Consider the following 24,784-nt stretch of genomic DNA (forward strand, 5'->3'; position numbering starts at 1 on the left):
GCCTCCGGCCGGTCAGAATGCCACGAAACTCCACTGCTGGGAGCTCCCTCCGTGGTCCGCCCACTGAACCACGGCGGAGGAGCCTTGCCGTATATCCACATTTTGACCGTCGTAGCGGCTCACCACCCGGTAATAGCCACCGCGAGCGGGTGCGAGCGCCCATTGCGCGTTCTCGCCGCCATCGTCGCCCGATTGAATCAGCTGCGTCCCTTGGGTCGTGGTCGGCCCTGGAATGGCCACCCATTTGCCGCTGTTGCGGTTGGCCACTTTGAAATGGCCTTCCCCCGCATCCGCCAAGGTCCATTGCTGGCTCGCACGGCCGCGACCTGCGCTCTGTTCGAGGGTGGCGCGATCGGCGGTGGAGGCCCCGCTGACGTCGAGGTACTTGCCGCTGCTGCGGTTGACCACCGCCACGGAACCCGTGCCGGCCACCGTGATGCGATCGATGTCCGGTGCCCATCCCGACGGATTCGCGAAGGTGACCGCGTTGCTTCCCGCCTGCAAGGCCACAGGCACGTCGAAGCTCTGAACATTGCCCCAAGCCCCATCGTCGGTGCCCGTGAACGGCAGCTCCAACGGCGCGCCGCCGTTGACGCTCACCTGAATCGAGCGTCCGCTGTCGCCCACCGTATAGTCCACGCCGAGCACGTAGGTGCCCGCGGCCGGAGCCTCGACGCCATTGAACTGCAAGGTACCGCCGTAGCCGAGGTAGCCGATCTTCTGGCCTCCCGAGCATCCGACGCAGCCCGACAGCACGGCGCTTCCACCGAGCGTATTCGCGGAGGACTCTGCCTCGTAGCGGCGACCCGGCGTCGCTCCGGTCCCCGGCGTCACCTTGAGCAGCCGCGACGCGTGCCCGTCGAGCGTCGCCCCGTAGCTCCCCGCGAAGGAGCCGAGTTCGCGATGGTCCCACACGTCGCGCACCGACGCCGAGCCGCTGAAGCCCAGATCGTTCCAATTCGCGGTGACGTTCACCGCGGCGCTCGCGAGATTGAACAGGGCCACGGTGTACGTACCGTCGCCGTTGTTCGCGACCCACACTTGCTGGTTCGTCGCCTGCGAAACGGGATGTGCCGGGTGGCCCGCTTGGTCGATGGCGATGACCTCGTCGTTGGTAAGCAGCGACAGGCCGTAGCCATCGATGCGGGTCAAGTCATCCCCCGCGTAGAGCGGCGCAGCCGAAACGGCCCACAAGGTCATGGCCGTTCGTCGCTCGTCGTTGGTCAGGCCATCGAGCGTGCCATTGGCCACGTTCAACGCGTCCAGATCGTTCCAGCCATTGGCCCCGGCAAAGGGTACCCACTTGGGCACATCGGCAAAGCGGCTGACGACCGTGTTCCACGTGACCTGCGTCGCGCAGTAACACGCGACATCGGCATCGATGCGCCATGAATTCGCATATTGCTTCCAGGTATTGCCATTGTTGGCATCGAGCGAGTTGGCCACATTGAAATGAATGGCGCGCCCGCTCTGCCGGAGTGCCTGCGACCACGCTTGCACATCCGCGACATTGCCATTGCCCACCCCATCCAACTTGACGAAGTCGGCCCCCCAAGCAGCCAATTGGTTGGCCCGCGATTGCACGTATTCCTGCGCACCCGGCTTGCCGTAGTCGATGCCGTGCATCACACGGGTGCCGAAGTTGTAATTCGTCTCGTACCGTCCCGGATCGGCGATGTCCTTCGCGTGGAGCGACGTCCCTTCGATCGGCGTATTCTGTTCGACGGCGGCGACGGGGATGCCCGGCGTCACGTAGAAGCCCACCTTCAGCCCCAGGCCATGGAGATGATCGGCCAGCGCCGCCAGCCCATTGGGGAAGCGCGATGGGTCGGCGGTCCAACGCCCGAAGGCGTCCACCGTCGTGGACGGATTCTCGTACCAAAAGTCGTCCAAGAGAACGGTGTCGTAGCCGTGCGACTTCAATCGATTCGCCAGGACGCGCGCCTGGGCCTTGATCCCGGCCTCGCTCGGATTGCGCCCGAGAAAGCCCGCGGTGCTCCAGCCCATGACAGGCCCCGTGCCCGACGTCGCGCTCACCCCACTCGAAATGGACACTGCATTCGAATCCTGCCGCGACTCATCGGTTGGCGCCTGCGCCGCGCAGGCGGCGAGCAAACCGAACGACAGCAAGGTTAGACCTCTCCGCGTATCTCTCATTGGCGATCGCTCCCTGAACGCGAGCGGGAAGACTGTCACGATTCGATTGTGCGCAGACAACGTTTTTTCTTCGACCAATCGTTCGCGTATTCCCGCGTCATGCCGATCTCCACGGCGGCCTATCCCGAATGTGCGAATGCACGAATGGTTCGAAAAGGATCATAACGGCGATTCGAACATTCGTGCTACGAACGAAACCGTGATCACGAGAAAAGCCATTGGGCTGTCTTTGTTGATTGTTGCAATCGGACTGGATACCGGTGTCACCTCGGCATCAGGCGCATCCGCCGCATCGGGCGCACCCTCGGGAAACCGGGTGACCGTTTGGGGGACCAGTTTGAGCATGGGCGGCGGCCCGACACTCGGCCAGCAAACGATTCGCATGGTGGCCCACGCCAATGCGGCGGGGTCGCAGCTGCGCATTCGATTGTCCAATTTGCGCGGCACCACGCCCCTCGCGGTGGGCGCCGTCAGCATTGCCGCACAATCCGATGGCGCGACCCCCGTGCCGGGTACCTTGCGCACGGTCACCTTCTCGCAGGCCAAAACCCTTTCGATTCCCGCCGGCGCCGACGTGGTGAGCGATCCCATTCCCATGTCCGTCGCGGCCGAGCAAAATGTGCTCGTGAGCGTGTACCTGCCGCAGGGCAGCCGCTCCCCCTGTTGGCATTCGGACGCTTTCGACCGAACCTGGCTGTCCACGACCGGGGACCATACGGGCGACGTCGGCAATGGCAACTACGCCCAATCGACGACATCCTGGTACTACCTCGCCGGGGTGGACGTCGTCCCCTCCGAGGCTCGGGGCACCGTCGTGGCCTTCGGCGACTCCATCACGGACGGCTACAGCACGCCCACCAGCGCCTACCAACGCTGGCCCGATGCGTTGGCGCGGCGCCTTGCCGAAGACCGCCACCCCATGGGCGTCGTCGACGCCGGCATCGGGGGCAACAAAGTGCTCACCGACGCGCCGAACAATCTAGGCATCGCCGCGCTGAAGCGCTTCGCACACGACGCCCTCGAGCAGCCCGGTGTTCGCACCGTCATTCTCATGGAGGGCATCAACGACATCGGCAACGACGCAGGCCCGAACGGCGGGCCGCTGACCGCGCAGGACCTCATCAACGGCTACAAGGCGTTGATCGACCAGGCCCACCGTGCCGGGGTGCGCATCCTCGGCGGCACCATGCTGCCGTTCAAGGGCGCCGGCTATTACAACGACGCCCGCGAAGCCATTCGCCAAGCCGGAAACCAATGGATTCGCACCAGCGGTGCGTTCGACGGCGTGGTCGACTTCGACGCCGCCACGCGCGATCCGTCCAATCCGGCGGCCATGCATCCAAAGTACGATTGCGGCGATCATCTCCATCCGAACCGCATTGGCATGCAGGCCATGGCCAACGCGGTGGACCTCAAACTGCTCTATCCCAAAGGGCAATAGCTCACGGATACACCAGGGCCGGGGACGCCGCCCCTGCCACCAAAAGTCGCGGCGCCCCCGATCCATCGGCCGGGACGGCCCATACATCCGATTCGCGGCGCTCGCGCGATAGGCCATACATCACCGTCCGCTCGTCGAGCCACGCGGCCTGATCGTCCACGCTGTGCGTTTCCGCGAGCGCCGTAATCGCGCGCGTGGCCAAGTCCATCACGGACAACCGCCAGGTGGTCGCATTGGGCGACTCACGTCGTTTGAAGGCAATGCGTTTGCCGTCCGGCGACAGCGAAGGGCACTCCACATTCTCCTCCAGGGCGCGTGCTCGGAAGAGACGGTAGTCGCCTTGCACCAGGTGCGTCCGCCCTTTGCTGGCCATGGTCGCGTAGAAGCGCGTATCGTCCCCGGCGAACGTGATACCCCAGAAATTCACGTCGGACGAGAAATACCGTTTGCCGCCGACGCTGACGGGCATGTCCTCGAGCGTCTTGGTAAACTCGTCCGTCGTGAGATCCCAGATCCCCGCGCGCGTGGAAAACCGGTCCTCCGAATAGTCATCGCCCATCACGAACAAGGTCCAGACCGCGAGCTTCCCATCGGACGACAGCTTGGCCCGGCTCACCGTTCCGGGCAGCGCGCGCTGCCGAACGACGTGCAAATCCTGGTCGAGGATCCGCACATCGCTCATTGGTGGCAGCACCCCGGGTTGCTGCGCCACGCACAGGCCCACGCCCGCAGCGACCGCGAATCGGTCGCACTCGGCATCGAATACGCGCCGCGGGGGCGTCACCTGACCGAGCTGCTCGATCGGCACCGCCGCCACGCGTCCAAAATGGGGCCCGGGTTCCGTGTTGCGAAAGAACAACTGCCCCGGCGTGCGCAAGGAAATCGCCGGCCCTGGAGCAACCGGCACCGCAGCACGCGCGTGGCGTTGGCGGGCATGCCACGTGTAGCCGGCGCCGATCACCACCATCATCCCCACGAAAACAGCAAGCCATCGCCCGCTCATTGCGCATCCTCCGTATGCAGCGGCCGCGCGATCGCGGCCGCCAGCACCACCACGGCCAACGCGGACGCCATCACCATCACGGCGGCACGCGAATCCCAACACGTCCAGAGCCAGCCGAACGCCACGGACGACAACGTGCGCGCGGTCGCTTGGCCAGTTTGAATCAAGCTCATACCACGGGCCTGAGCGTGCTCCGGAAGCAGCGCGCCGGCCGCCGCCATCAGAACACCATCGGTGGCCGCGTAAAAGACACCATGCAGAACGAGCGCAACCGCGGCGAAGGCCAGGCGATGCGCGGGTCCGAGCAGCACCAGCAACGCCCCGAGCAAAGCGCAATGCCCACCGAGGAACACCGCCCACCGCCCGATCCGATCCGCGAGATATCCTAGTGGAATGGCCAGCAGCAGGTACGCGGCCGCGCTCCCGAGCGGCATCAATGGAAACCAAACGGCGTCCACGCTCCAGCGCCGCTGAAGAATCAAGTACACGAAAGCGTCACTCATGGTGACCAGCCCGAGCAGGCTGGCCCATCCTACGACCCGGCGAAAGGGCTTCAATCGCAAGAGCGCCAACATGGCCCCCAGCGATTGCGCCTTGGCCGGTGGCGCCTTCCGATCGCGGACCTGCGACATCATCAGCAGCACGCCCACCACCGCAATGCAGAAACTCGCGACGAACACGGCCTCGAAGCTATTGAGGCTCGCCCACAAAATCCCCATGGCCACGAGCGGCCCCAGAAAGGCACCGACGGTATCCATCGCACGATGCACACCGAACGCGCGCCCCAGCGCATCCGGCGTGCTGCTCAACGAGATCAGCGCATCGCGCGGTGCCGTACGGATCCCTTTGCCCGCACGATCGACCGCCAGCGCCGCGCCCAGCGCCGCCGTCGACGAGCCGGCGCAGAGGCACGCGAGCTTGCTCGCCGCCGAAAGCGCATAGCCCACGATCGCCGTCGTTTTGAGCTGTCGCCACCGATCGGCGAAGTGCCCACCGAGCAATCGCACCAATGCGGTCGTCGCGCCGGAGACGCCTTCGAGCGCGCCGAACTGCAACGGACTCAAACCGAGTCCCATCACCAGATAGAGCGGCCACACGGCCGTGACCATTTCCGAAGAGATGTCAGTGACCAGGCTGACCAGGCCCAACGCCACGACATTGCTCGTCGTCGCGCGAAGCGCGCCGACCGATTTCGAAACCGCGGCCACACCCGAGCCGCTCCGGCTGGCGAGGTACATGGTGCTAGTGGCACTTGTAGGTGGGGCTGCGATCGAGCTCCTCGCCATCGAGCCCGATGAGCGTGGAAGAGAAGGTGCTGTCGGTCATCGTCAACTTGAGCACACCGTACTTCTTGAGCAGCGCCTCCGTCGTCTCGTGCTCGGCCTTGGGGTTACTGAGCCTCCTGCCCGCACTCCCAACGGTGATTTGCACCGGCCCTTTCGAGCTACGCTTTCCATTGGCATCTTGCGGCGCAAAACGTTCGTAGAGGTGATCGTGCCCATTGAGCACGAGATCGACCTTGTTGGTGACCAGCGTCGACCACACCGCCGCAACAGCCTTGTTGTCACCGTGCGGACCCGAGCTAAATCGCGGGTGGTGATAGTAGACGGCGACACACCCCTTGGAGGTATTCGCAAGATCGCTCTTGAGCCACTTCAGCTGCGGGGGATCCGCGGCCAACTCGCCATCCGCCGTTTCGGCATCCTCGGCAAAATTGTATTCGCCGGAAAATTCGTTCGAATCGAGGGCGATGAAGTGCCAATTGCCCTTGTCCCAGCTGTAATACGTCTTGCCCTTGGGCATCGCGGTGGTTCCGAAATACCTCTTGTAGCCGGCCAGCGGCGGCTCGTCGTACGTCTCGTGGTTGCCGGGGACCGGCCGCAAGATACTCTTGAAACGCCCCCACGATTTATCGAAATAATTCTTGAAATCGTTGTAACGCGCATCGTCGTACTGATTGTCCCCCATGGTGATCACGAGGGAGGGGTTCATCTGCTGGACCAAGGCGGCCGTCTTGGGGTGCACGCAGTTCGAGTCGCTGGCGGTGCACTGCTCCGCGATGTCGCCCGCCGCGGCGAGGACGAACGTTGCGTCCGTCCCCACATCGTCGGCGGATTGGGCGCGGGCTTGAGGCGACAACCACATCGTGATATAGGTAACCGGTAGCATTCCGATCAAAAACCATCGGTTTCGGCGAGGCCTTCGGGCTCGAAGATTCATGTCGATCCTCCTCTCGGGTTCAGGAGCAGCGCGAGGGAGATTTAATTAGGAAACTTTCCTAACGAATGCAAGGGCACAAAAACCACGACGCGGCGCGCCGTCACACGGCGCCTTCTGGGTGTGTGGGATCCACCCATAATACCTGCTCGGGTGCTTCGGCCGGCTCTATGTCCAAGTTGACGGCGACGGCCTCTCCGTCGCTGCGGCAAAGCACACACTCGAGCGCCTCGGTGGGGCTCGCGTTGATCTCCTGATGCGGCACGTAAGGCGGGACGTAGATGAAATCGCCCGGCCCCGCCTCGGCCGTGAACTCCAAGCGCTCGCCCCAACGCATCCGCGCCCGGCCCTTCACGATGTAAATCACGCTTTCCAGGTGCCCGTGGTGGTGCGCGCCCGTCTTGGCGTTGGGGTGAATGGTCACCGTGCCCGCCCACAGCTTCTGTGCGCCCACACGGGCGAAGTTGATCGCCGCCCTTCGGTCCATGCCAGGGGTTTGCGCAGTGTTGGGGTCGAGCTGGTTGCCAGGGATGACGCGCACGCCATCGTGCTTCCAAGCATCTTGGGGATCGTCGCTCATCCCCCCAGACTACGACCTAGCCCCCCATCGATCCACGCGAGAGTTGCACGCAGAGGCTCTCCGCGCGGCAGGCGGGAATGCGGGTGACCTTCTCGAGGGTATTCGAGCATCCCTTGTCGTGCACCGCATCGATGCAATCCTCGAGCCTCCGATTCTCGATGGCCAAAGAACACGGAGTGGACGCGTATTCGGCCTTCGTACTTTGATAAATCTCGTGGATGCACGCATCGCCGTTCGCGTATTTGTGGTCCCCACCCGCCCCCGTGCAGCTCGACTCTCGATTGCATCGCTCGGCGGCGAGTCGATGCACGGCTTCGTCGATGGGAACCCACGTCGGGTTTGCTTTGGCCGTCGTCGCATCCGGCGGAGGTGCCGTGCTGCACCCCAATTGGCAAACAGCAATCGTCGTCGCCATGACGGCGAATCGAAATGGGTGGCTCGAGGCCAGGCTAATGCGATCGATCATGAAGTCCTCCGGCGGTGTAAAACCCATATAGGGTCGGCCGTCGACTTCGCACTGTAGCTCGCGCCGCCAGCCAAGCAGCTAACACCACGTTAAGAAGACTAGGTTCTTCGTGCGATTCGACCAGTGCCCATCGTTGCCAGCCTCGTGCGCAGCCGCAGCGTGCTCAAGCTGACAATCGTGCACGCTTTCGCGGTTTGCCGTCCGGCAATGATAAATAGCGCAAGACCATTGTCGTCACTTCGTCAACGAAGTGCGGCTGCGCGAGAAGCTCGGGCTGACGGAGAACCGCGGCATGGGTCAATGCTTCGACGGTGGTTACCGCCATGAACGAGGCGAGATCGAGATCTTCCACGCAGAGCTCGTCGCGATGCATTTCCAAATAAGCACGGACCAGGCGAATGGCCTCGTCGTCGATCTTCTCCATGTAGGCCAATCGGCCAACACGCGGGGTCTGCTCGGTGAGGACGCGATGAAGCTTCGGTGCAATGGCATGCGCCTCGATCATCACGCGGACCAGCTCACGCGTGGCCACGGCCAGGGGCAGCTGCGCGACACGAAGCGCGGTCCCGGCAATCAGCTCCAGCAGCTCGTCCGTGTGCTTGGTGATGACCGCCGCGACGAGCGCCTCCTTGCCCGGGAAGTACTGGTACAGCGAACCGATGCTCACCCCCGCCGCCCGAGCGATCTTGTTGGTGCTCGTCCGGTCGTACCCTTCCTTCACGAGAATGCGAGCGGTCGCTTCGAGTATCACGTCCACCGTTTCGCGTGAGCGCGCCTGCAGGGCTTGTTTTCTCGGGGTCACGCTGAGCTTCTTGGCCATCGCCTGCCCTCGTCAATGCGAGTGGTTAACATGAGCAATGGCTCACATAATGACGGATAGCCAACCATGAGCCAATCCGAAACCAAATTCATCCCCGCGATGGGCTTCTCGGCCCTCACCCCCTTCTACGATCGGCTGTCCCGCATGGCGCTCGACGAGGAGGGCTTCAAGAGTCGATTGATCCGCGAGGCACGCCTCGCACCGGGGCACCGCGTGTTGGACCTCGGAAGTGGCACAGGCACGCTGACCATCATGCTCAAGAAGGCGCAGCCCGGGGCGGAGATCGTGGGCCTCGATGTCGATCCGGCCATTTTGGCCATCGCCGAGAAGAAGGCGATGGCGTCGAATCTCGACATCGAGTTTCGCCGCGGGAGTGCCGTCGCACCGCCGTTCGAGCCGAGCACGTTCGATCGCGTGGTGTCGAGCCTCGTGTTTCACCACCTGACGCGGGAAAACAAGCTCCGCGCACTGCGCGCGGCGCATGCGCTGCTGAAGCCCGGGGGCGAACTCCATATCGTGGATTGGGGCCGCGCGCAGAATCGCCTGATGCGCGGCGCCTTTTTGGCGGTGCAGCTTTTCGACGGCTTCGAGACGACCACGGACAATGTCCGCGGTCGCCTGCCCGACTTCATCGCGGAAGCGGGATTCACCTCCGTCGCCGAGGTGCACCACCAGATGACCGTGTTCGGTACCCTGGCATTGTACCGAGCTTCGCGAACCGCCTGAGTACCGCTAAGGATTCTCCCAGAGGTCCGTGGTCCGGAAGAGCACCCGCGCGGTGCGTGCATCCCCTTCGAAGGGCAGGTTTCGCAGGTGCGCGAGGCACGATGTATCGATGGGAGCCTCGGGGTCGTGCATGAAGGCGATCCACATCTGATTGCCGCACGTCACCGTCGAATTGTCCACTTGGCTGGTGGACAGTGCGATGTGCCCCGCATTGGGCACTTCGACGAATGTCTGGTACGGCCGCGTGTAATGCTCGGCGATGCGCCGCGCGCCCTCGATGCGCGTCTGAGGATCCAAGTCTCCATTGATTAGGAACACCGGTACGTGCGTGTTCGGATATTGGTCCGAGAGCGCCTCGCGCGGGTAGCGCGGCCAGATGTCCCAGAGGCGGCGCAGAAGCGTCGATTCGTCGATGGAGGCGTAGGCATTGCGTTGCGCCTCCAGAAGCGAATCCAGACTCGGCGGCCTCGGGCCGTACGGATCCTCGCTGAGAATGATGTGCGGATACAGCGCGTCGCTGAAGCCGAACTCCGAGGAGGGGGGATCGTCCGGGTGCCACTCGAACCGCGAGAGCATCCCTTGGAAGGCCACCACGTCCCCCGGCGCGCAGCGTTGGGCGCGGTACACCATCGCGGGAAGGCCGACACGCAAGCGCACGCTCGCGAAGAGCGCGAGCATCCGCCGCATCCTCCTGCGGTCGAGTCCCATCTCCACCAACGGTGCACAGACCGTCTTGGTGTCGAGGGCGTCGAACAACTCTTTCGTGCGCGCCATGGGATCCGGCCCCAGCTTTCCGCTGCAGAATGGATCCTGGCCGCACGCGGCCATGAGCTTGCGAACGATGTCGTCGAACAGCGCATCGGAGCCGAAAATGCTCGTCTCCTCCGTGCTGCCCACACTGTCGAGGGTCACGGAGGTGGGCTGCCTGGGAAAGAGCTGCAAATAGCGCTGCGCCCAGAACGTGCCGTAGGAGACCCCCATCACGTGCACTTCGTCGCCGGAATGCCGCATGCGCCAAATCAGCGCGCCGAGATCGCGGGCCGCATTGGTGATGGTCAGCTCGCGCAATCCGTCGCCCCACTCGGCCTTCAGCGCGGTGAGGCACCGCGACCAGATCTCGATGGCTCCGGGTACGTCGCTGCCGGGCGCCTGGTGCTCGGGGCAGAACAGCACCTTCGATTGCCCGGTGCCCCGATGGTCGGGAAGGTAGATGTCCAGGGTCGGATCCTGCGCCTGGACCGTCTGCGCGGAAGCGACCATATCGTCACCGGAGCCGCCCGGCCCGCCCGCGAGCAACCAAACCTGGCGCCCCGAAGGCTGCGCGGCGGGTACGTGCTTCACGAAGATGGGAATGGTCGACCCGCCGGGGTGATCCCAAGCCAAAGGCAGCGGGAGGGTGGTGCACTCGGCATCGTTCGTCGTACCGCCGGGGACGAGCGGACAGGGCGTCCACGTGACCCCGGCGCCCCCTGCCCCATCGTCATCGTGGCGACATGCCGGCAATGCCGCGCACGAAATTGCGGAAAGCAATATGCAAACAGGGAGCTGCCATTTCATCATGAATAGCGTCGTATCACGATGGGCCGTCACGATGGCAATAGGCCATTGACGTCAAAACCGTCCTATATGCGCCATCGTCAGCGATTGGCTTTGGGCACGAACGCGAAGACGGTGGCCGTCGACCCCGAGCCCCGGCGATGGATGGGCCCACCGGCGAGAACGTAGGCGCCCTGCGCAGGCAGGTTTTCCAAGTTGGCCAGAACCTCGAGGCTGATTCTGTGCTCGCGATAGAGCAACTTCGAGACGGAATACGTGGCATCGGTCCCCACGTCCGGACTGAAGGTGTCCGTGCCCAACGCACCGCGGCGCCCGAGCACACCCCTCGCGAGCAACGCTTCCACGGCGGCCACGCTGAAACCCGGGTGGTGCATCCCCCCCTCGGCATCCGCATGGGCGAAGCCGGGGCTGCCCCATCGCGATTCCCAACCGGTCCAGAGAATGACCGCGGCCTCCTGCGGCATCGGACCGTGGCGCGCGACCCACGCGTCCAGATCCGCGACGGTCACCGCTGCATCGGCATGGGCTGCGGATTGTGCGCGAAAATCCAATTTGATCGCGGGGAGGAAGAGATCCTCCGGATCCAATTCGTCGGCCGCGGCTTCGTTCGCGTGAAAGTGCACCGGCGCCCCCCAATGGGTCCCCGTGTGCTCGCCCTGCTGCACGTATTGCAGGTAGAAGCCATCGCGCTCGATGGTGGCCACGGTGGTCAGCTGAAAGGGCGGATCGCCCGGAAACACGCTCGACGTGGCCGGATCGTTCACGTGGGCAAGGCTGATGAGCCGGTAGTCCCGCGAAAGCATGCCACGGAAGGTATCATCCTTCCCGCACGAGCCAATACCAGTGCGAGCGCACCAGCCGCCGGCGGCTCGCACGCGCACCTTGGAGCTCGAAGCCGGGAGAGAACGTAGCTTCCATGACCCGGGGGGAGAGCGCCATGTCGCTCGGCGACGCGTCCAATGCCCAGATCAGATGGGTTCCGCCGGGCTCGAGAAGCCGGAAGACCTCGGACACGTAGGCGCGTTGCGCCGGCGCATCGAGGCAGTGAAAGCACCCCACGTCGAACGACATGTCGAATGGACCGTCGAGCGCGTCCAAACGGGTCACGTCGCCCACCCGATATTCGACCTGCAGACCTTCCTGGAGCGCCGCCTGCTTGGCCTTGCCGATGGCCACCGGCGAAAAGTCCACCGCGGTAACCCGCTGCCCTTGCCCCGCAAGGTAGCGTGAAAATCGCCCCACGCCGCATCCCAGCTCCAAAACGCGCGCGGGACGTCCGCCACTTGCCAAAGCTTTGACTTCGTCGGGAATGCGAACGTCGCCCCACAACGTGAATGGCTTTTGGTAGGCGCGGTCGAAGTCCTCGCTCGTTGCCGGTGCACTCATTTCGGATCCTCCATGTTGGGCCTTTTGTATAGCATGCTATGTATATTAGTTAGCATGCTATGAAAGTCAAGAAGGGCCCCCGCTGGGATCCCGAATCGGCCCCCACCTTCTGGATCAACCACGCATCCCGATTGCTCATGCGGCTTTTCGAGCAGAGTCTTCGGCCGCTCGGTTTCGGCATGGCGTACCTGCCCGTGGCGATCGCCCTCGAAGAGAACGGGCCGCTCTTGCAGAAGGATCTGGCCGATCGGGCGCACGTGGAGCAGCCCACGATGGCCGCGCTCCTCGCGCGCATGGAGCGCGACGGGCTCATTGCGCGCGAGCCGCACCCGGGCGACCGGCGCGCCAGCCTGGTGTCGCTCACCGCCGTTGCGAAAGGGCGAGTTCCCGTGGCCCGAGAACGCCTGATCGATGGGGCGGAGCGCGCGCTCGCCGGCTTCAGTGCGGGCGAGCGCGCGACGCTCATCGCGCTCTTGCAGCGGGTGGTGCGCAATCTTCACGATCTGGACGGGCCCGCGTGATGCCCTCATTTTTCTTGCGACCCCTCGCCGCGCACGGTCTCTAGGAGGGCATGAACGCGAAGCTTTTTTCTTCCTCGTCGCTCTTGCTTGCTTTGCCGACCCTGGCAGCCATCCTCACGGTGGCGCCCCATGCTGCAGCCGACGACGCCGCCGCTGCCCCTGCGCCATCACCCCCCGCGGCCGAAGTCCGCGTGACGAGCGATCGCGAGAACACCACGCTCCTTCGCCTTTCCAGGGCTGGAACGGGATTCGGTTCGGTGGGTGGCTACAACGTCGCCGTGGCGTTCGAAAGCTACGAGCCCTTGTGCACCGCACCGTGCACGACCTCGGCGGATCCAAACGGGATTTATCGCATTGCGGGGGAAGGCATCACGCCCTCGAGCACCTTCCGCCTTCCCGGCCACACCCATGCGGATTTGCGCGTGCACGCCGGTTCGTCGAGCAAGCGATGGTGGGGGTGGGCCTCCACCTACGTCGGCACGGCGTTGGTGGTGGGCGGGGCCTCCTTCCTCATCATGGACGCCATCAGCCCCGCGACGAGCTACGATGTAAATACGGGGAAAGACGAGCGAAAGACGACGTTTCGAGACATCGGCCTCATTGGGCTGGTGAGCGGTGCGCCCTTTCTCGTCGTCGGCATCGTCATGCTCGCCACCAGCGGGACCGATGTCAGCACCGCGTCGGGCGAAACGCTGGCGCGCCATTCGCCGCGGCCGGGGAAACTCTCTCTCTCGCCGACGGGTCTCGTCTTTTGATATAGCGTGCGGCCGGACGAATGATCACCCCCGGGCGCTGGACTTCCTTTCTTAGCGTTTTTGCAACGAGCATCCTCACGGGGTGCATCTTGATCGTGAGCAAGGACGGCTCCGAGCTCGGGCCAACCTGCCATTTCGAGGGTGAATCCAGTACCTGCGGGAAATGCATCGCCCGAAGCTGCCAGACCGCGGTCAACGGTTGCTGCGGCGATTCGAGCTGCAAAAATTCCCTATCGACCCTCGATGGCTGCGCGCAAAACGGCGGGCTCGATTGCGCGCTGCTGCAATCCTATGGGTACGGAACCCCGACCACGGCCATGCAAAAGCTCGGCGCCTGCGTCTCCGGCTCCTGCGCCAGCGCATGCAATGCCGTGGGTGGTGGTGACGGGGGCGGAAGCGGGCGCTCGCCGCTCCATCCCGGTGTCTGGTGCTCCGGATCGGCGGACTCCTGCAGTTGTTATGACGATACGACCCTCGTCAACGCCGAGATTTGCGATGACACCACGGTGGACAATGCCGTGTGTTGCCAAGGGATCGGGTGGCCCGATCGCGATCTATCGTGCAGCTGCCGTCGATTTGCCTGCAAAGACACGACCTCGGGCTGCGAATGCAGCGGTTCGGGCAGCGGCAACAAGAACACGTGCGAGAAAAAAGCGCCGGGATACCATTGCTGCGCCACCGACTATTCGACGTGCAAATGCACGGCCGCGGCGTGCCCGACCTACGAAAAGGAGGTCACGTCGTGCACGAAGGCCATCGTCACGTGCAGCAGCGACCAGCAGAAAACCACGCGATGCAATTGAATCAGCGCGGCGCGACTTCCTGAAGCCGCCGGCGCACCGTGCCATCGAGCTGGCTATGGACCAGCCGCATGATGCTGTCGCACTCCTCGACGCTGATGCGCGCGCCGCGAATGAAGCGCTCGCGCGTGCGGCGGAGCAGAAGCTCGCGCGCGGAGGCGAGCCAGCGTGCCACGGTGGCGCGATGGGCACGGTAGAGGCCTGAAAGGTCGTCGATTCCGAGGCCGTCGACGATGTTCTGGCGAAGGAGATTCTTCTCGCGATCGGAGAGCGAATCGAGCGCAGACTGGAACGCCTCGCGGAATTGCGCGCGGTAAACCTCTTTGACGTAGGCCAGCTCGGGATCCTCGTTCGAGGTGTGCAGGGCCAACAGGGCGTCATCCTCCAGCGGTAGCTCACGCTTTCCTTTGCGCGCGAGCCGGAGCGCCGCCCGCACGGCGGTCACCCGCAACCATCCGTGAAGGTCGCCCCGGCCGTTGAAGGCCGAAAGGCGCGGCGGCGCCGCCGGCGTTCCCACGAGCAGCTGGTCGCGCAGCGACTGTTTGACGTCGGCCACCCGCTCCGGCGTCAGGCGCAACCGGCCCAGCACGGGATCGAGCCGGGAAAAAAAGCGCTCTTCCAGGATGCGAAGTGCGGCGCGATCGCGGTGCAATGAGGCGCAGGCGAGGTAGAGATCGCCCGGGCGCAGCTGCTGAAGCTCGGCGGCGGACGACACCCGGGCGCCGGCATGGGTCAGAAAAGCCTCCGGTTCGAGCTGCAACTCCGGATACGCATCACGGGCGCGTGCGGAAATTTCCGCCAAGGTTTTCTCCAAGAGAACGGACGTCCAGGGAGCCGAGGTCACTTCCGCCTGGAGGGGCGGCGCCGCGGCGGCGAGAAAAGCACCGGAAAGAGGATGCTCGGAGGGCACGCTCCAAGTATACCAGGGCCGGCGTCGTGACGATTGGCCCAGGTTGTTTGGAGGAAAGTGCGATCCTGGATTTCGTCCAGGGCGATCTGGCGACGCCCGATTTCGAGGCGGCGGAGGCGCACCTCGCCCGTTGCACCGAATGCCGCGAGCTGGTCTCCACGCTGGCCCGAGGATTGGGCTCCACCAACGAGCGCAACGCGACCAACGCGACCAACGCGACCAACGCGACAGGCGACGTGCGCGATGTGGCGTTTGCGCGACCTCGTCGGGATGCGCGGGCAGCGCCCGTGGCCGAGGGGGAGCTCATCGCGGGAAAATACCGGGTCGAGCGTGTGCTTGGCCACGGAGGCATGGGCGTCGTGGTGGCCGCCACGCACGTGCACCTTGGCCACAAGGTGGCGCTCAAGTTTCTCCACGCCGGGGCGATGGAGGCGTCCTCCCGCGTCGTGCGCTTCCTTCGCGAAGGGCGCGCGGCCGCGCGCATTCAGGGAGAACACGTCGCGCGCGTCATGGACGTGGGAACGCTCGACAGCGGCATGCCGTACATCGTCATGGAGTTCCTCCAGGGACTCGACTTCGCGGCCCTGCTCGCCGAGCGCGGAAGGCTGGCCATCGAGGAAGCGATCCATTATGTCCTGCAAGCCTGCGAGGCCGTGGCGGAGGCGCATGCACTGGGCATCGTTCATCGCGATCTCAAGCCGGCCAATCTGTTCCTGAGTGCGCGCCCCGACGGCTCGCCACTGGTGAAAGTGCTCGACTTCGGCATCTCGAAGGACGGAGGCGCGGGCTCGCCGCAGCTCACCTCGGGCGAAGTGATGATGGGCTCCCCGCGGTACATGTCGCCCGAGCAGATCATGGCCCCGCGCGACGTCGACGCGCGCACGGACATTTGGGCACTCGGGGTGATCCTCCACGAGCTCCTCACGGGGAGTCCTCCATTCGACAGCGATTCGGCCGTCGGGCTTTCGACCCTCATCGTGTCGCACGCGGCCCCCAAGATTCGCGCCGCCAGGCCGGATGCTTCGCATTCGCTGGAGGCCATCATCTTGCGGTGCCTCGAAAAAGAGCCCGCGAGGCGTTTTTCCAATGTCGCGGAGCTCTCCGAGGCGTTGTCCCCTTTCGTGCGCACGGGCCCAGCGGCAGCATCGGCCCGTGTCTCCGTGGATCGCATCGTTCGCCTGGTGCAGGGCGGCATCGTCCACGCCGACGCCGCGCCACACCGGGTGTCCATCATTTCGACGACGGCGTCGACCCGCGATGCCTTCAGCGGCACGCAGCCGGTCGCGCCGCCCAAACGCCACGCCCCGCGGAGTGCGGCGCTCGTGACGGGGGCCGCCGTTCTTCTCGGGGTCGGAGCGTGGGCGTTCATGACGAGCCGGCCCAAGGCCGAGGCGCTTCCGCCCCCTGCGGTCCCCGTCGTGCAAGAGACACGGACCGCGCCGGCCGAAACGCCGCACACGGCCGACGTCGTGCCAGCCGCGAATACGGCGAACGCGGTGGATGCAGGGCCGGCGCACCGTCCACCCGAGCCGCCATCGCATCGCGCGCCGGCCAAAACGCCAAAGCGCCCTGCCCCCTCCGCGGAAGCCGCCGCACAACCCCCGACGAACGATACCAATCATAGCGGCTTGCTCGATCGCAAATGACCAAAGTTCCATGATAAGGAGCCGCCTCGCCATCGAATGTCGCGAAGTTTTTAATCCCGTGAGACCTTCTTCGAGCAACATGTCCGCCGTGCGCCGCTTCCTAGGGATCTCCGCATTCACGTCCATTCTTGCGATGGCACCCACCGCCGTCGGCCAGACGGGGCCCTCTGGCGCAGATCGCGCCACGGCGCAGGAGCTCTTCGATCAGGGGCGAACCTTGATGCAGGCAGGCCGCTACCCCGAGGCATGCGCGAAGTTCGAACAGAGCCAGCGCATCGATCCGGGCGGGGGCACGCTGCTCAACCTCGCCGTCTGCCATGAGAAACAAGGCCGGCTCGCAACCGCATGGGGTGAGCTTCACGACGCGCTATCCTTTGCGCGGCGCGATGGCCGCAAAGACCGCGAGGCCCTTGCCTCGGAGCGGATTCAAGCGATCGCGCCGAACCTTCCGCGTCTGGCCATGCACGTCCCCGCCGCGGCGGCCCCCGGGGTCGAGGTTCGCATCGACGGCGTCCCCCTCGCGCGGGAAGCGTGGGACGTGGCCACGCCGGTGGATCCCGGCCCGCATGAAATCGTGGTTGGCCGCCCCGGGCTGCCCACGTGGAACCGCTCCGTCGTCTTGCGCGAAGGGGAAACACAAGACATCACCGTCGACAATGTCGATACGTCGACGCCGCCCGCGGTCATCATCAGTCCCGCCCCCGCGCCCGCGCAAGAAGGCGCGCCGGAGCCACCGAAGTCCGTTTGGGCCGATGTTCCGGTCGAACCGATGCCGCACGGAAAACGCTCCACCGCCTTTTACGTCGTGGGAGGCATCGGCCTCGCCTCGCTGGCCACCAGCGCGGTCACGGGCATCATGGCCTTGAGCCTGCACTCCAAGTCCGAAGAGACGTGCGTGGCCGATCGCAATTACTGCGTTGACCCCGACGGGATCGACCGCGCCAATCGTGCACGCACCTTCGCCTGGGTGAGCACCGGCACCCTGATCGGGGGCGCAACCGCCATCGCCGTGGCCTTGCTGCTTCCATTTCGTTACGACAAAAAGAAGGCGCCCGCGGCATCGCTCCAGGTTTCTCCGCTCCCGAATGCCGGCGCACAAATGTCGCTGCACGCTTCCTTCTGAGTGGACTCGAAGCGCTGCAGTCGATTGGGGGGCGGCTCTGGATTGAGAGCAACGCGACCCTCACCACGTTCGATGGTCTCTCGGATCTCACGCAGCTCGGGGATAACTTTACCGTCAGGTACAACGCGGCCTTGCCCACGTGCCAGCCGGCCAAGGTCGCGGAACGCCTTCAGGCCGGCGGCTACCTCGGTGCGGTCGACATCCGCGACAACGGCGGGACCGGCACCTGCAACTGACGCATTTGACAAGGCCCGGGTTTGATGGTCGGCTCCGGCCGGCATGAGAGCACTGGGCATGGCCGCGCTGGCGATCGCGCTCTCGGGGAGCGAAGTCGCTCGCGCGGACGAGGCGCCGCCATCCTATGCGCGGCGGCCCCTGGCGGCAGGGGCCGCGGTGGTTCCCGGCTTGGTCGTGCACGGAGCGGGGCACTATGTGCTCGGGGAGACGGCCACCGGCCATCGCTTGCTGGCCATGGAGGGCGTTGGTGCGGCGGGGCTCGTGGGCGGGTTGGCGGGCCTGGCCGTCACGGGCGCGTCGCGGCGCTTTGCAGGGGCGTTCGGCCTGCTCACCATCGCGGGAGCGGGCCTTTTTCTCGTCTCCGCCTTGACGGACCTCTATGGCGTCTTGGCCCCCGAGGGCGCGCGTGGAGAGCCGCTGCGCACGGCGCCGTTCATTCGGACCGAATTGGGCCTGCGCTACGTGTACGATCCCAATTTCGAATATCGAAGCTTTCTCGTCCAGGGCGTCGATTATCGCCTTCGCGGATTCAAAATCGCCCCCACGGCATGGTTCGCGCTGAACGATGACAATGCGCGGCTCATGGCCAACGTGGGATACCGCTTCGTCGGCCCGCGCCCCGATCGGCGTGCGAGCGACGGCTCCTATTTCGATATCGATGTCGGCCTACTCCACCATCGTTACGGCACCGAACGGTTTTCCATGACCGGCGGCGAGGTCCTGGTCAAAGGGAGGCTCGACATGGCGCTCCTCGGGCGCACGCTGCGTGGCTCGTTCACCGAATTGGGCGGGGGCTTCGGCCTGCAGTCGTATCGGTACTTCGGATTCACCGACGAGGCGAATACCCTTTTGCTGGGCTGGTTCGCGTGGGGCTTCTACATCGGTTCCGGCAACGAGGTCATGGTGTATTACGACCACCGCCATGATGACTTCGCCGCGGGAATGAAACTGGGCGGTCTGGGCGCAGTCGGCAGCGGAGTGCCCGGCCACATGGGCGCGCGCGGCACGTATTTCTTCACCGACGACTGGGGCATCACGGCCGACGCGCAGATTGGCTCGGCCTTCGTCGGCGGGGCCTCCCTCCTCTTTCGCCATGGGGTAACGCGATGAAAAAGAGCTATCTCCTGGGAGCATGCCTCGCGACGGCGTGCTTGAGTGTGGCGCAAGACCGCGCCGAGCGCGATCGCACCGTCGGCCACGCCGCCGCGCAGGGGGCCGAGATCCACGTCGACGAGGGACTCGCCGCCGTGCGCGCATTTTCGCCCGGCACCGCGGAGCTCTGGACGGAAGCGCCGGCGCTTCGCTTCGAGCTGGTGACCCCTGGTGATACCGCGCGAAGTTGGACGCTGCGCCTCCGAAATGTGCTGCCCGATGCCGACGTGCGCGCGTCCCTTCCCGACGGCGCCGCCCTTTCGCTGGCCACGTCCCGCCCCATCCCGACCGAGCTCCGTGTCACCGGCGATCTTCCGGCGGGCGCGCGCATCGCCTTCTCCTTGGCACCGCCCGATGCATCGTCGCTCGAGCCCTGGCGCTTCGCCGCGCTGGCCGATGTGCAGAATGCACTCGATCGGGTCGAGGACATTTACCGCGTCATGAACGAAGATGCGGCGATCCGTTTCGTCGTGTTCAACGGCGATCTCACCGAGCGAGGCAGCGACGAGGACCTGCTGCTCTTTCAGCAAAAGCTCGGCGTGCTCCGCGTACCGATGTATGCGACCCTCGGCAACCACGAGCTGGGAACGCGCGACGACGCGTTTCAATCGTTCTACGGCCGTTGCAATTTCAGCTTTGCCTTTCGCGGCGTGCGCTTCACCCTGCTGGACTCCGCCAGCGCCACCATCGATCCTTTGGTGTACTCGTGGCTCGATGGCTGGCTTCGACAAGGTCGCAACGACCTCCATGTGGTGACGATGCACATCCCGCCGCTCGACCCCGTCGGTGAGCGCAATGGCTCGTTCGGCAGCCGGGCGGAGGCCAACAAGCTCATCGCGCGCTTGGCCGAGGGGCGCGTCGATCTGACGATCTACGGCCACGTGCACTCGTACTACGCCTTCTCCAACGGAGGCATCCCCGCCTTCATCTCGGGCGGCGGCGGGGCCATTCCCGAACGCCTCGACGGCATCGGCCGACATTTTCTCGCCGTGGACGTCGACCCACGGACGCAACACGTCACGACGTCGTTTCGCCCCGTCGATTGATTCAGCGTGAATCGGTCGCGAGCTCGAGGCCGAGGGCTACGAGAATCGCCCCCATGGCGCGCTCCATCCAGCGCCGCACGGGGCCCCGTGCGAGCCAGCTTCGCGCACGCGTCGCGGCCATGGCCACACAGGCACACCAGGCGCCGTCGATGAGAATCCAAATCGTGGCGAGCAGCACGGTGCAGAGAAAGACCGAACCTCGCGGGGGAAGAAACTGCGGAAAGAACGAAAAGGAGAACACCGCGGCCTTCGGATTCGCGGCGACGGATAGCAACGATGCACGGAATGCCGCGCCCTTCGACGCATGGCGCAGGCCGGGCATCGGCGTGGGATCGGCCCCCGCGCGTCCGGCGGCGCGCCACGCGGAGATCCCGAGCCATACCAGCATTCCGGCACCGACCCAGCGCATGGACTCGAACAGCACACGATGCGCCTGCAGAAGGGCCGTGAGCCCCGCGCCGCTGGCCAGCGCCCACCCGAAAAGGCCCAGTTCGTTACCTGCCACAGACGCGAGACCCGCGCCGCGACCATCGCGCAGACTGCGCTGAAGAACCAACGCCGTGGCCGGGCCCGGAAGCAGGGCGAGGGCAAGGCAGGCCAGCGCAAAGCCGGGCAATACCGCTGCGACGTGACGAAAGAGGTCACCCATGGGGGGCAATCGAAGCAGCATCTCGGGGTCGTGCAAGTTGGCATGCGACGGACTGCAATGGCGTTCAAAACGACGCGCTGCTACCGTGCTAGGCAGGGCCATGGCTCGATGGCACAACGTTGGAACTGAGCTCTGGTACGCGGCCGATCTGGGCGGGGCCGAGCTTTTGCGCGGCAGCTTCGTCGATTACACGTTCGACGTGCATTCGCACGGCACGGCGTGTTTCGCATTGGTCACCAAGGGAGCCATTCGCATCCGCACGCAGGGGCACGACCTCGTGGCGCGCGCGGGAGATCTCTACGCCATCGACGCCGAGAAGCCGCACGCAGGCTGGCCGGTGGATCCAGGGGGCTGGAGTCTGCGAACGATCCACGTCGACACCGAGCGGTTGAAGGCGATGATCGGTGGGGAGGGGCCCCGCGTGTCACTGGCGGGGCCCATCCTTCGCGATGCCATGCTCGTGAAGTGGTTTACGGAAATCCATCGCCAATCCGAAATGGAGGGCCCGCCGCTCGAGCGGGAGGAACGCTATTTGGAATTCATCGCCCGGCTGCTCGCGAGGCATACGCGCGCGCCGCCGCGCATCGCGCCTCCGAGACACGAGCCCAGGTCGATTCGCTTGGCACGCGAATACCTCGAACAGCGAATCGATCAGCGGGTGCGGCTCGACGACATCGCGGCCGCCGCAGCCTTGCCGCCTTTTCGACTTTATCGCGCGTTCGAGCGGGCGATGGGCATGTCGCCGCATGCCTACCAGCGGCAAGCGCGCATTCGATTGGCCGCGCAGTGGCTGCGGGAAGGCCGCGCCATCCGCGACGTCGCGAACGCATCGGGGTTTGCCGACCAGGCACACTTGACGCGCTCGTTCCGGCGGACCATGGGCGTGACCCCGGGAGCCTACAAAGCGGCGTTCGCGCGTGGTTCAAAAGCGCACGCCCAGTGACATGCCGGCGGTCAGACCGAGGACGGCGCGCATCTGCGATTCTTCGCGAAAGAAGAGCAGCCGCCCCGTCGCCGCGAGATCGACGAACCACGGTGCACCGACGGCGATGCGCCCCGCGACGAACGCTTCCGGCCCGATGAACGAGGCTCTGTCGTGCTTCGCCGCAGGCCACGACCCTTGCGTAGGTTCGACGCTCTGCGAAACGACGCCCCCACGGGCACCGCCCCCGAAGCGCAGAGTGACGCCGTTCATCCGCGCCCGTAGCTCGAGGCTCGCGCGCCCATAGCCGGAGACGAGGCGCTCCTCGGTTCGATCGAGCGTGCGGCCGGAGAAGTCGACCCCGCCGCCAAGGGCCAGCGCAAGGAACGACCATGCGTACGCATACGTGGCTTGCGGCCCGTGCACGAGGCCCGTGCGCGCGTTCCAACCGCTCTCGTAGCCGGCGGAAAGCTCGTGGGCCCGCTCCCGCTCCTCCCCTTTGCGCGCGATCCGCCCGTGCGGCGAGCTGACGAAATCGCGCTCCTCGAGATCGCGCGCCTCGCCCTCCGTCAGGGCCAGCATCGCAGTGCTCGAGCCGCCACCGGCGCGCCGCTGGACGACGTAATGCCCGGCCGGAACGCGCAGGCCGATGCGGCGCTCGCGCGAGCTCCACATCTCCGACAGGACGCTCTTCGCATCGGCCAAGTACACGAGGAAGTGCGCGTCCCTCGCCCGCGGGAAGCTCAACGTCGCCCCGCGCGTCAAGGGGCGTGTGAGGACGATGGGCGCCGTCTCGCGCAACGTGACGATGGCCTCCGGCTTCTGCAGAACACCGCTGCTCTTGGCCGAGCGAAGCAGCGTCTGCGCGTGCGCAAATGCAAAGCTCTCCTCGAGGGTCACGCGTGCATCGCCGTTGCTATCGGCGGCCCCGCGCAAACCATTGAGCCATGCGTGCGTGAAGATCGCGCCCTGCAGCTCGTCGGACTCCTGCGCGGCCTCACCATCGCTGGAGGCATGCAGCCACACCTGCCCCGTGGCCTGCGCGACATGGACCGACGTCACCGAGAATGGCTCCTCCGCGGTGAAGCCCTTGTCGCGGGTAGCGCGACAGGCGTCGGTCACGGCAAGACGCAGCCCCGCAGGAACCTCCGCCAGCCTGCGCGAGAGATCGCCCAGGAGGATGCGCTCACCGCCGAGGTGAAGCGCATCGCGATCACCGTGCCCGCTGAAGTAGAAGACCAAGGTCACCTCGTCGGCGCGGTGCTTCTCGGCCTCCAGCTTCGCGCGCGCGATGCCCGCAAGGAGTTGTCCGCGCGTCGGTTCGTTCATGACGAACGCGTGCTCCGGCCGCACGCCCCCGAGGGTCACCATGACGTCACGCACGCGCCCGGCATCGTTCACGGGGAACCGGAGTGGGCGCTCGGCCTCGAGGCCGACGGTACTTGCCACGGCCACGAGGATGCGCACCGGCTCGGCAAATGCACTCGGCGCGTGCAGCCACACCGCGAGGGCCGCCAGCACGACCACGAGGGTCCTCATGGTGTGGCCTCCCATCGAACGCGCACGTGGATCACGTCGTCGAAGCGGTGCAGTCTCCGTGCCCGCTCCACCGCCGCGTCCGAGCCGACGACGATGGTGGCATCCAAGGGCGTCTCGTCGACGCGCGCCGAGAGCTCGGAGAGATGCGTACCTGCGGGGCGGACCTGCGAGGAGAGCAACTCGAGGTAGCTCTCGTCGTCCCCGACGATGGCGCCGAGAACCGACTGCTCGCGATCGAGCGCCACCTCGAGCCGAAGGTGGTCACCTGGTTGCACGCGCACCGACGAGGTAAACCAAACTTGCGCGCCATCGCGTTCTCGAATGACGGCGAGCCGCGTGTCACCTTTGAAGGTCGTTTCCGACTCCGGCGCGCGCACGAAAAGAAGCAGTGCAGCCACCAGCGGGATGGCCGCCGCCAACAGCCAGACGAAGCGTCGGGACGTGGTGCGCCGAGGCATGGGACGTAGCTCGTCCGATATCTTGAATCGCTGCACACGGTCCACGAAGGCGCGGCACTCCGCACAGGCCTCGACGTGCGCAGCGACACCGGCCACGGAATCACCGCACGCGAAAGCTTCGAGATCGAGGCTATTCGGGTGCGTCATATCGGTCCTCCGAGGGCGAAACACTGCGGCGAAAGTGCGCGCGAATCTCCCGTGCGCGACGGTTCACGGTGGCGCGCGATACACCGAGTTCGTCGGCGGCCTCTCCTTGGCTGAGGCCATCGACGAACAAGAGAATGGCGAGCATCTGCTGCTCCTCCGGCAGCCGCTCGAGCGATTCGAGCACCGCGTACCGCGCCTCGGCATCGACCCCGGGCGCAGGTCCGATGGGGTCCATCTCCGCGAGGTCCTCGAGCGCCACCGCGCCCCGAACCCGCCGGCCGCGCCGGAGCAGGTCGATGCATGTGCGATCGACGGCCCGACACAGCCAGCGGTAAGGGACGTTCGCGGAGCGCAGGCCTTCCCCACGCCGGAGCAACGTGGACAGCAACTCCTGCATGGCGTCTTCGGCCAGCGCTCGGTCGCGAAGCAAAAGGCGGCATCGACGCGCGAGAAGCGCACCGTAGCGCTGATGAACAGCGCGGATCTCGTTGGCGGAGAGGCCGCGAAGGAACACGTCGGGTGTGGA

The 24,784-nt window shown here is 65.5% G+C and carries 25 protein-coding genes; 10 read left to right on the forward strand and 15 right to left on the reverse strand.

From position 1 onward, the window contains the following. Positions 1-12: 12 nt before the first annotated feature. Positions 13-2,130, reverse strand: a complete 2,118-nt coding sequence (locus tag LVJ94_27565) for an RICIN domain-containing protein (GenBank protein WXB00670.1) — start codon at positions 2,128-2,130, stop codon at positions 13-15. Between the two features lie 226 nt (positions 2,131-2,356). Between LVJ94_27565 and LVJ94_27570 the strand changes: the two genes are divergently transcribed. Then, positions 2,357-3,598 carry an SGNH/GDSL hydrolase family protein gene (locus tag LVJ94_27570; GenBank protein WXB00671.1) on the forward strand — a complete coding sequence of 414 codons (1,242 nt, stop codon included), beginning with the start codon at positions 2,357-2,359 and terminating at the stop codon, positions 3,596-3,598. Between the two features lies 1 nt (position 3,599). On the opposite strand, the gene LVJ94_27575 is transcribed toward LVJ94_27570, so the two are convergent. The 6 genes from LVJ94_27575 to LVJ94_27600 all read right to left on the reverse strand — a co-directional run bounded on the left by LVJ94_27575 (position 3,600) and on the right by LVJ94_27600 (position 8,684). Continuing rightward, positions 3,600-4,601: a hypothetical protein gene (locus tag LVJ94_27575; protein ID WXB00672.1), complete on the reverse strand. Its 1,002-nt coding sequence runs from the start codon at positions 4,599-4,601 to the stop codon at positions 3,600-3,602. After that, positions 4,598-5,839 carry an MFS transporter gene (locus LVJ94_27580; protein WXB00673.1) on the reverse strand — a complete coding sequence of 414 codons (1,242 nt, stop codon included), beginning with the start codon at positions 5,837-5,839 and terminating at the stop codon, positions 4,598-4,600. The genes LVJ94_27575 and LVJ94_27580 overlap by 4 nt, the downstream gene beginning before the upstream one ends. A gap of 4 nt (positions 5,840-5,843) precedes the next feature. Beyond that, positions 5,844-6,746: a metallophosphoesterase gene (locus LVJ94_27585; GenBank protein ID WXB00674.1), complete on the reverse strand. Its 903-nt coding sequence runs from the start codon at positions 6,744-6,746 to the stop codon at positions 5,844-5,846. Positions 6,747-6,921: 175 nt separating this feature from the next. After that, a complete protein-coding gene (locus LVJ94_27590; protein WXB00675.1) occupies positions 6,922-7,398 on the reverse strand; it encodes a cupin domain-containing protein in 477 nt (158 codons plus the stop codon). A gap of 16 nt (positions 7,399-7,414) precedes the next feature. Further along, positions 7,415-7,864 (reverse strand): DUF6184 family natural product biosynthesis lipoprotein, encoded by a 450-nt coding sequence (locus tag LVJ94_27595; protein ID WXB00676.1) that lies wholly within the window; start codon positions 7,862-7,864, stop codon positions 7,415-7,417. Positions 7,865-8,027: 163 nt separating this feature from the next. Then, positions 8,028-8,684, reverse strand: a complete 657-nt coding sequence (locus tag LVJ94_27600) for a TetR/AcrR family transcriptional regulator (protein ID WXB00677.1) — start codon at positions 8,682-8,684, stop codon at positions 8,028-8,030. A 66-nt stretch (positions 8,685-8,750) separates the two neighbouring features. On the opposite strand from LVJ94_27600, the gene LVJ94_27605 reads away from it, so the two are divergent. Next, positions 8,751-9,410, forward strand: coding sequence for a methyltransferase domain-containing protein (locus LVJ94_27605; GenBank protein WXB00678.1), 660 nt, complete (start codon positions 8,751-8,753; stop codon positions 9,408-9,410). Positions 9,411-9,416: 6 nt separating this feature from the next. Here LVJ94_27605 and LVJ94_27610 read toward each other — a convergent pair whose 3' ends face one another. The 3 genes from LVJ94_27610 to LVJ94_27620 all read right to left on the reverse strand — a co-directional run bounded on the left by LVJ94_27610 (position 9,417) and on the right by LVJ94_27620 (position 12,353). Then, the gene (locus LVJ94_27610) at positions 9,417-10,913 is read right to left on the reverse strand and encodes an alpha/beta hydrolase (GenBank protein ID WXB00679.1); all 1,497 of its coding nucleotides are present in this window, start codon (positions 10,911-10,913) and stop codon (positions 9,417-9,419) included. Between the two features lie 134 nt (positions 10,914-11,047). Then, positions 11,048-11,770 (reverse strand): cyclase family protein, encoded by a 723-nt coding sequence (locus LVJ94_27615; protein WXB00680.1) that lies wholly within the window; start codon positions 11,768-11,770, stop codon positions 11,048-11,050. Between the two features lie 13 nt (positions 11,771-11,783). Then, a complete protein-coding gene (locus tag LVJ94_27620; protein ID WXB00681.1) occupies positions 11,784-12,353 on the reverse strand; it encodes a class I SAM-dependent methyltransferase in 570 nt (189 codons plus the stop codon). A gap of 59 nt (positions 12,354-12,412) precedes the next feature. On the opposite strand from LVJ94_27620, the gene LVJ94_27625 reads away from it, so the two are divergent. The 3 genes from LVJ94_27625 to LVJ94_27635 all read left to right on the forward strand — a co-directional run bounded on the left by LVJ94_27625 (position 12,413) and on the right by LVJ94_27635 (position 14,432). Beyond that, the gene (locus tag LVJ94_27625) at positions 12,413-12,874 is read left to right on the forward strand and encodes a MarR family transcriptional regulator (protein ID WXB00682.1); all 462 of its coding nucleotides are present in this window, start codon (positions 12,413-12,415) and stop codon (positions 12,872-12,874) included. Between the two features lie 50 nt (positions 12,875-12,924). Further along, the gene (locus LVJ94_27630; protein ID WXB00683.1) at positions 12,925-13,629 is read left to right on the forward strand and encodes a hypothetical protein; all 705 of its coding nucleotides are present in this window, start codon (positions 12,925-12,927) and stop codon (positions 13,627-13,629) included. 95 nt (positions 13,630-13,724) lie between these two features. Next, positions 13,725-14,432, forward strand: coding sequence for a hypothetical protein (locus LVJ94_27635; protein ID WXB00684.1), 708 nt, complete (start codon positions 13,725-13,727; stop codon positions 14,430-14,432). A gap of 1 nt (position 14,433) precedes the next feature. Here the strand turns inward: LVJ94_27635 and LVJ94_27640 are convergent, their stop codons facing one another. Then, positions 14,434-15,339, reverse strand: a complete 906-nt coding sequence (locus LVJ94_27640) for a hypothetical protein (GenBank protein ID WXB00685.1) — start codon at positions 15,337-15,339, stop codon at positions 14,434-14,436. 26 nt (positions 15,340-15,365) lie between these two features. Between LVJ94_27640 and LVJ94_27645 the strand changes: the two genes are divergently transcribed. From LVJ94_27645 to LVJ94_27660, 4 genes are all read left to right on the forward strand, one after another. Further along, positions 15,366-16,985: a protein kinase gene (locus LVJ94_27645; protein ID WXB00686.1), complete on the forward strand. Its 1,620-nt coding sequence runs from the start codon at positions 15,366-15,368 to the stop codon at positions 16,983-16,985. A 58-nt stretch (positions 16,986-17,043) separates the two neighbouring features. Beyond that, positions 17,044-18,108, forward strand: a complete 1,065-nt coding sequence (locus LVJ94_27650; protein ID WXB00687.1) for a hypothetical protein — start codon at positions 17,044-17,046, stop codon at positions 18,106-18,108. Between the two features lie 294 nt (positions 18,109-18,402). Further along, complete coding sequence (locus LVJ94_27655) at positions 18,403-19,455, forward strand: hypothetical protein (GenBank protein WXB00688.1); 1,053 nt, start codon at positions 18,403-18,405, stop codon at positions 19,453-19,455. After that, positions 19,452-20,543 (forward strand): metallophosphoesterase, encoded by a 1,092-nt coding sequence (locus tag LVJ94_27660; protein WXB00689.1) that lies wholly within the window; start codon positions 19,452-19,454, stop codon positions 20,541-20,543. The genes LVJ94_27655 and LVJ94_27660 overlap by 4 nt, the downstream gene beginning before the upstream one ends. A gap of 1 nt (position 20,544) precedes the next feature. Here LVJ94_27660 and LVJ94_27665 read toward each other — a convergent pair whose 3' ends face one another. Further along, the gene (locus tag LVJ94_27665) at positions 20,545-21,192 is read right to left on the reverse strand and encodes a LysE family translocator (protein WXB00690.1); all 648 of its coding nucleotides are present in this window, start codon (positions 21,190-21,192) and stop codon (positions 20,545-20,547) included. A 100-nt stretch (positions 21,193-21,292) separates the two neighbouring features. On the opposite strand from LVJ94_27665, the gene LVJ94_27670 reads away from it, so the two are divergent. Then, positions 21,293-22,135 carry an AraC family transcriptional regulator gene (locus LVJ94_27670; protein WXB00691.1) on the forward strand — a complete coding sequence of 281 codons (843 nt, stop codon included), beginning with the start codon at positions 21,293-21,295 and terminating at the stop codon, positions 22,133-22,135. On the opposite strand, the gene LVJ94_27675 is transcribed toward LVJ94_27670, so the two are convergent. From LVJ94_27675 to LVJ94_27685, 3 genes are read right to left on the reverse strand one after another with little or no spacing between them, the layout of a single operon-like run. Next, the gene (locus tag LVJ94_27675; protein ID WXB00692.1) at positions 22,115-23,653 is read right to left on the reverse strand and encodes a caspase family protein; all 1,539 of its coding nucleotides are present in this window, start codon (positions 23,651-23,653) and stop codon (positions 22,115-22,117) included. The two genes, LVJ94_27670 and LVJ94_27675, sit on opposite strands and share 21 nt — an antisense overlap. Then, positions 23,650-24,258 carry a hypothetical protein gene (locus tag LVJ94_27680; GenBank protein WXB00693.1) on the reverse strand — a complete coding sequence of 203 codons (609 nt, stop codon included), beginning with the start codon at positions 24,256-24,258 and terminating at the stop codon, positions 23,650-23,652. The genes LVJ94_27675 and LVJ94_27680 overlap by 4 nt, the downstream gene beginning before the upstream one ends. Beyond that, complete coding sequence (locus LVJ94_27685) at positions 24,242-24,772, reverse strand: sigma-70 family RNA polymerase sigma factor (GenBank protein WXB00694.1); 531 nt, start codon at positions 24,770-24,772, stop codon at positions 24,242-24,244. Before LVJ94_27685 ends, LVJ94_27680 begins: the two co-directional genes overlap by 17 nt. Between the last annotated feature and the right edge of the window lie 12 nt (positions 24,773-24,784).

The sequence above is a fragment of the Sorangiineae bacterium MSr11367 genome, assembly GCA_037157805.1.
In the GTDB taxonomy this organism is placed as follows: Bacteria; Myxococcota_A; Polyangia; order Polyangiales; family Polyangiaceae; genus Pendulispora; species Pendulispora rubella.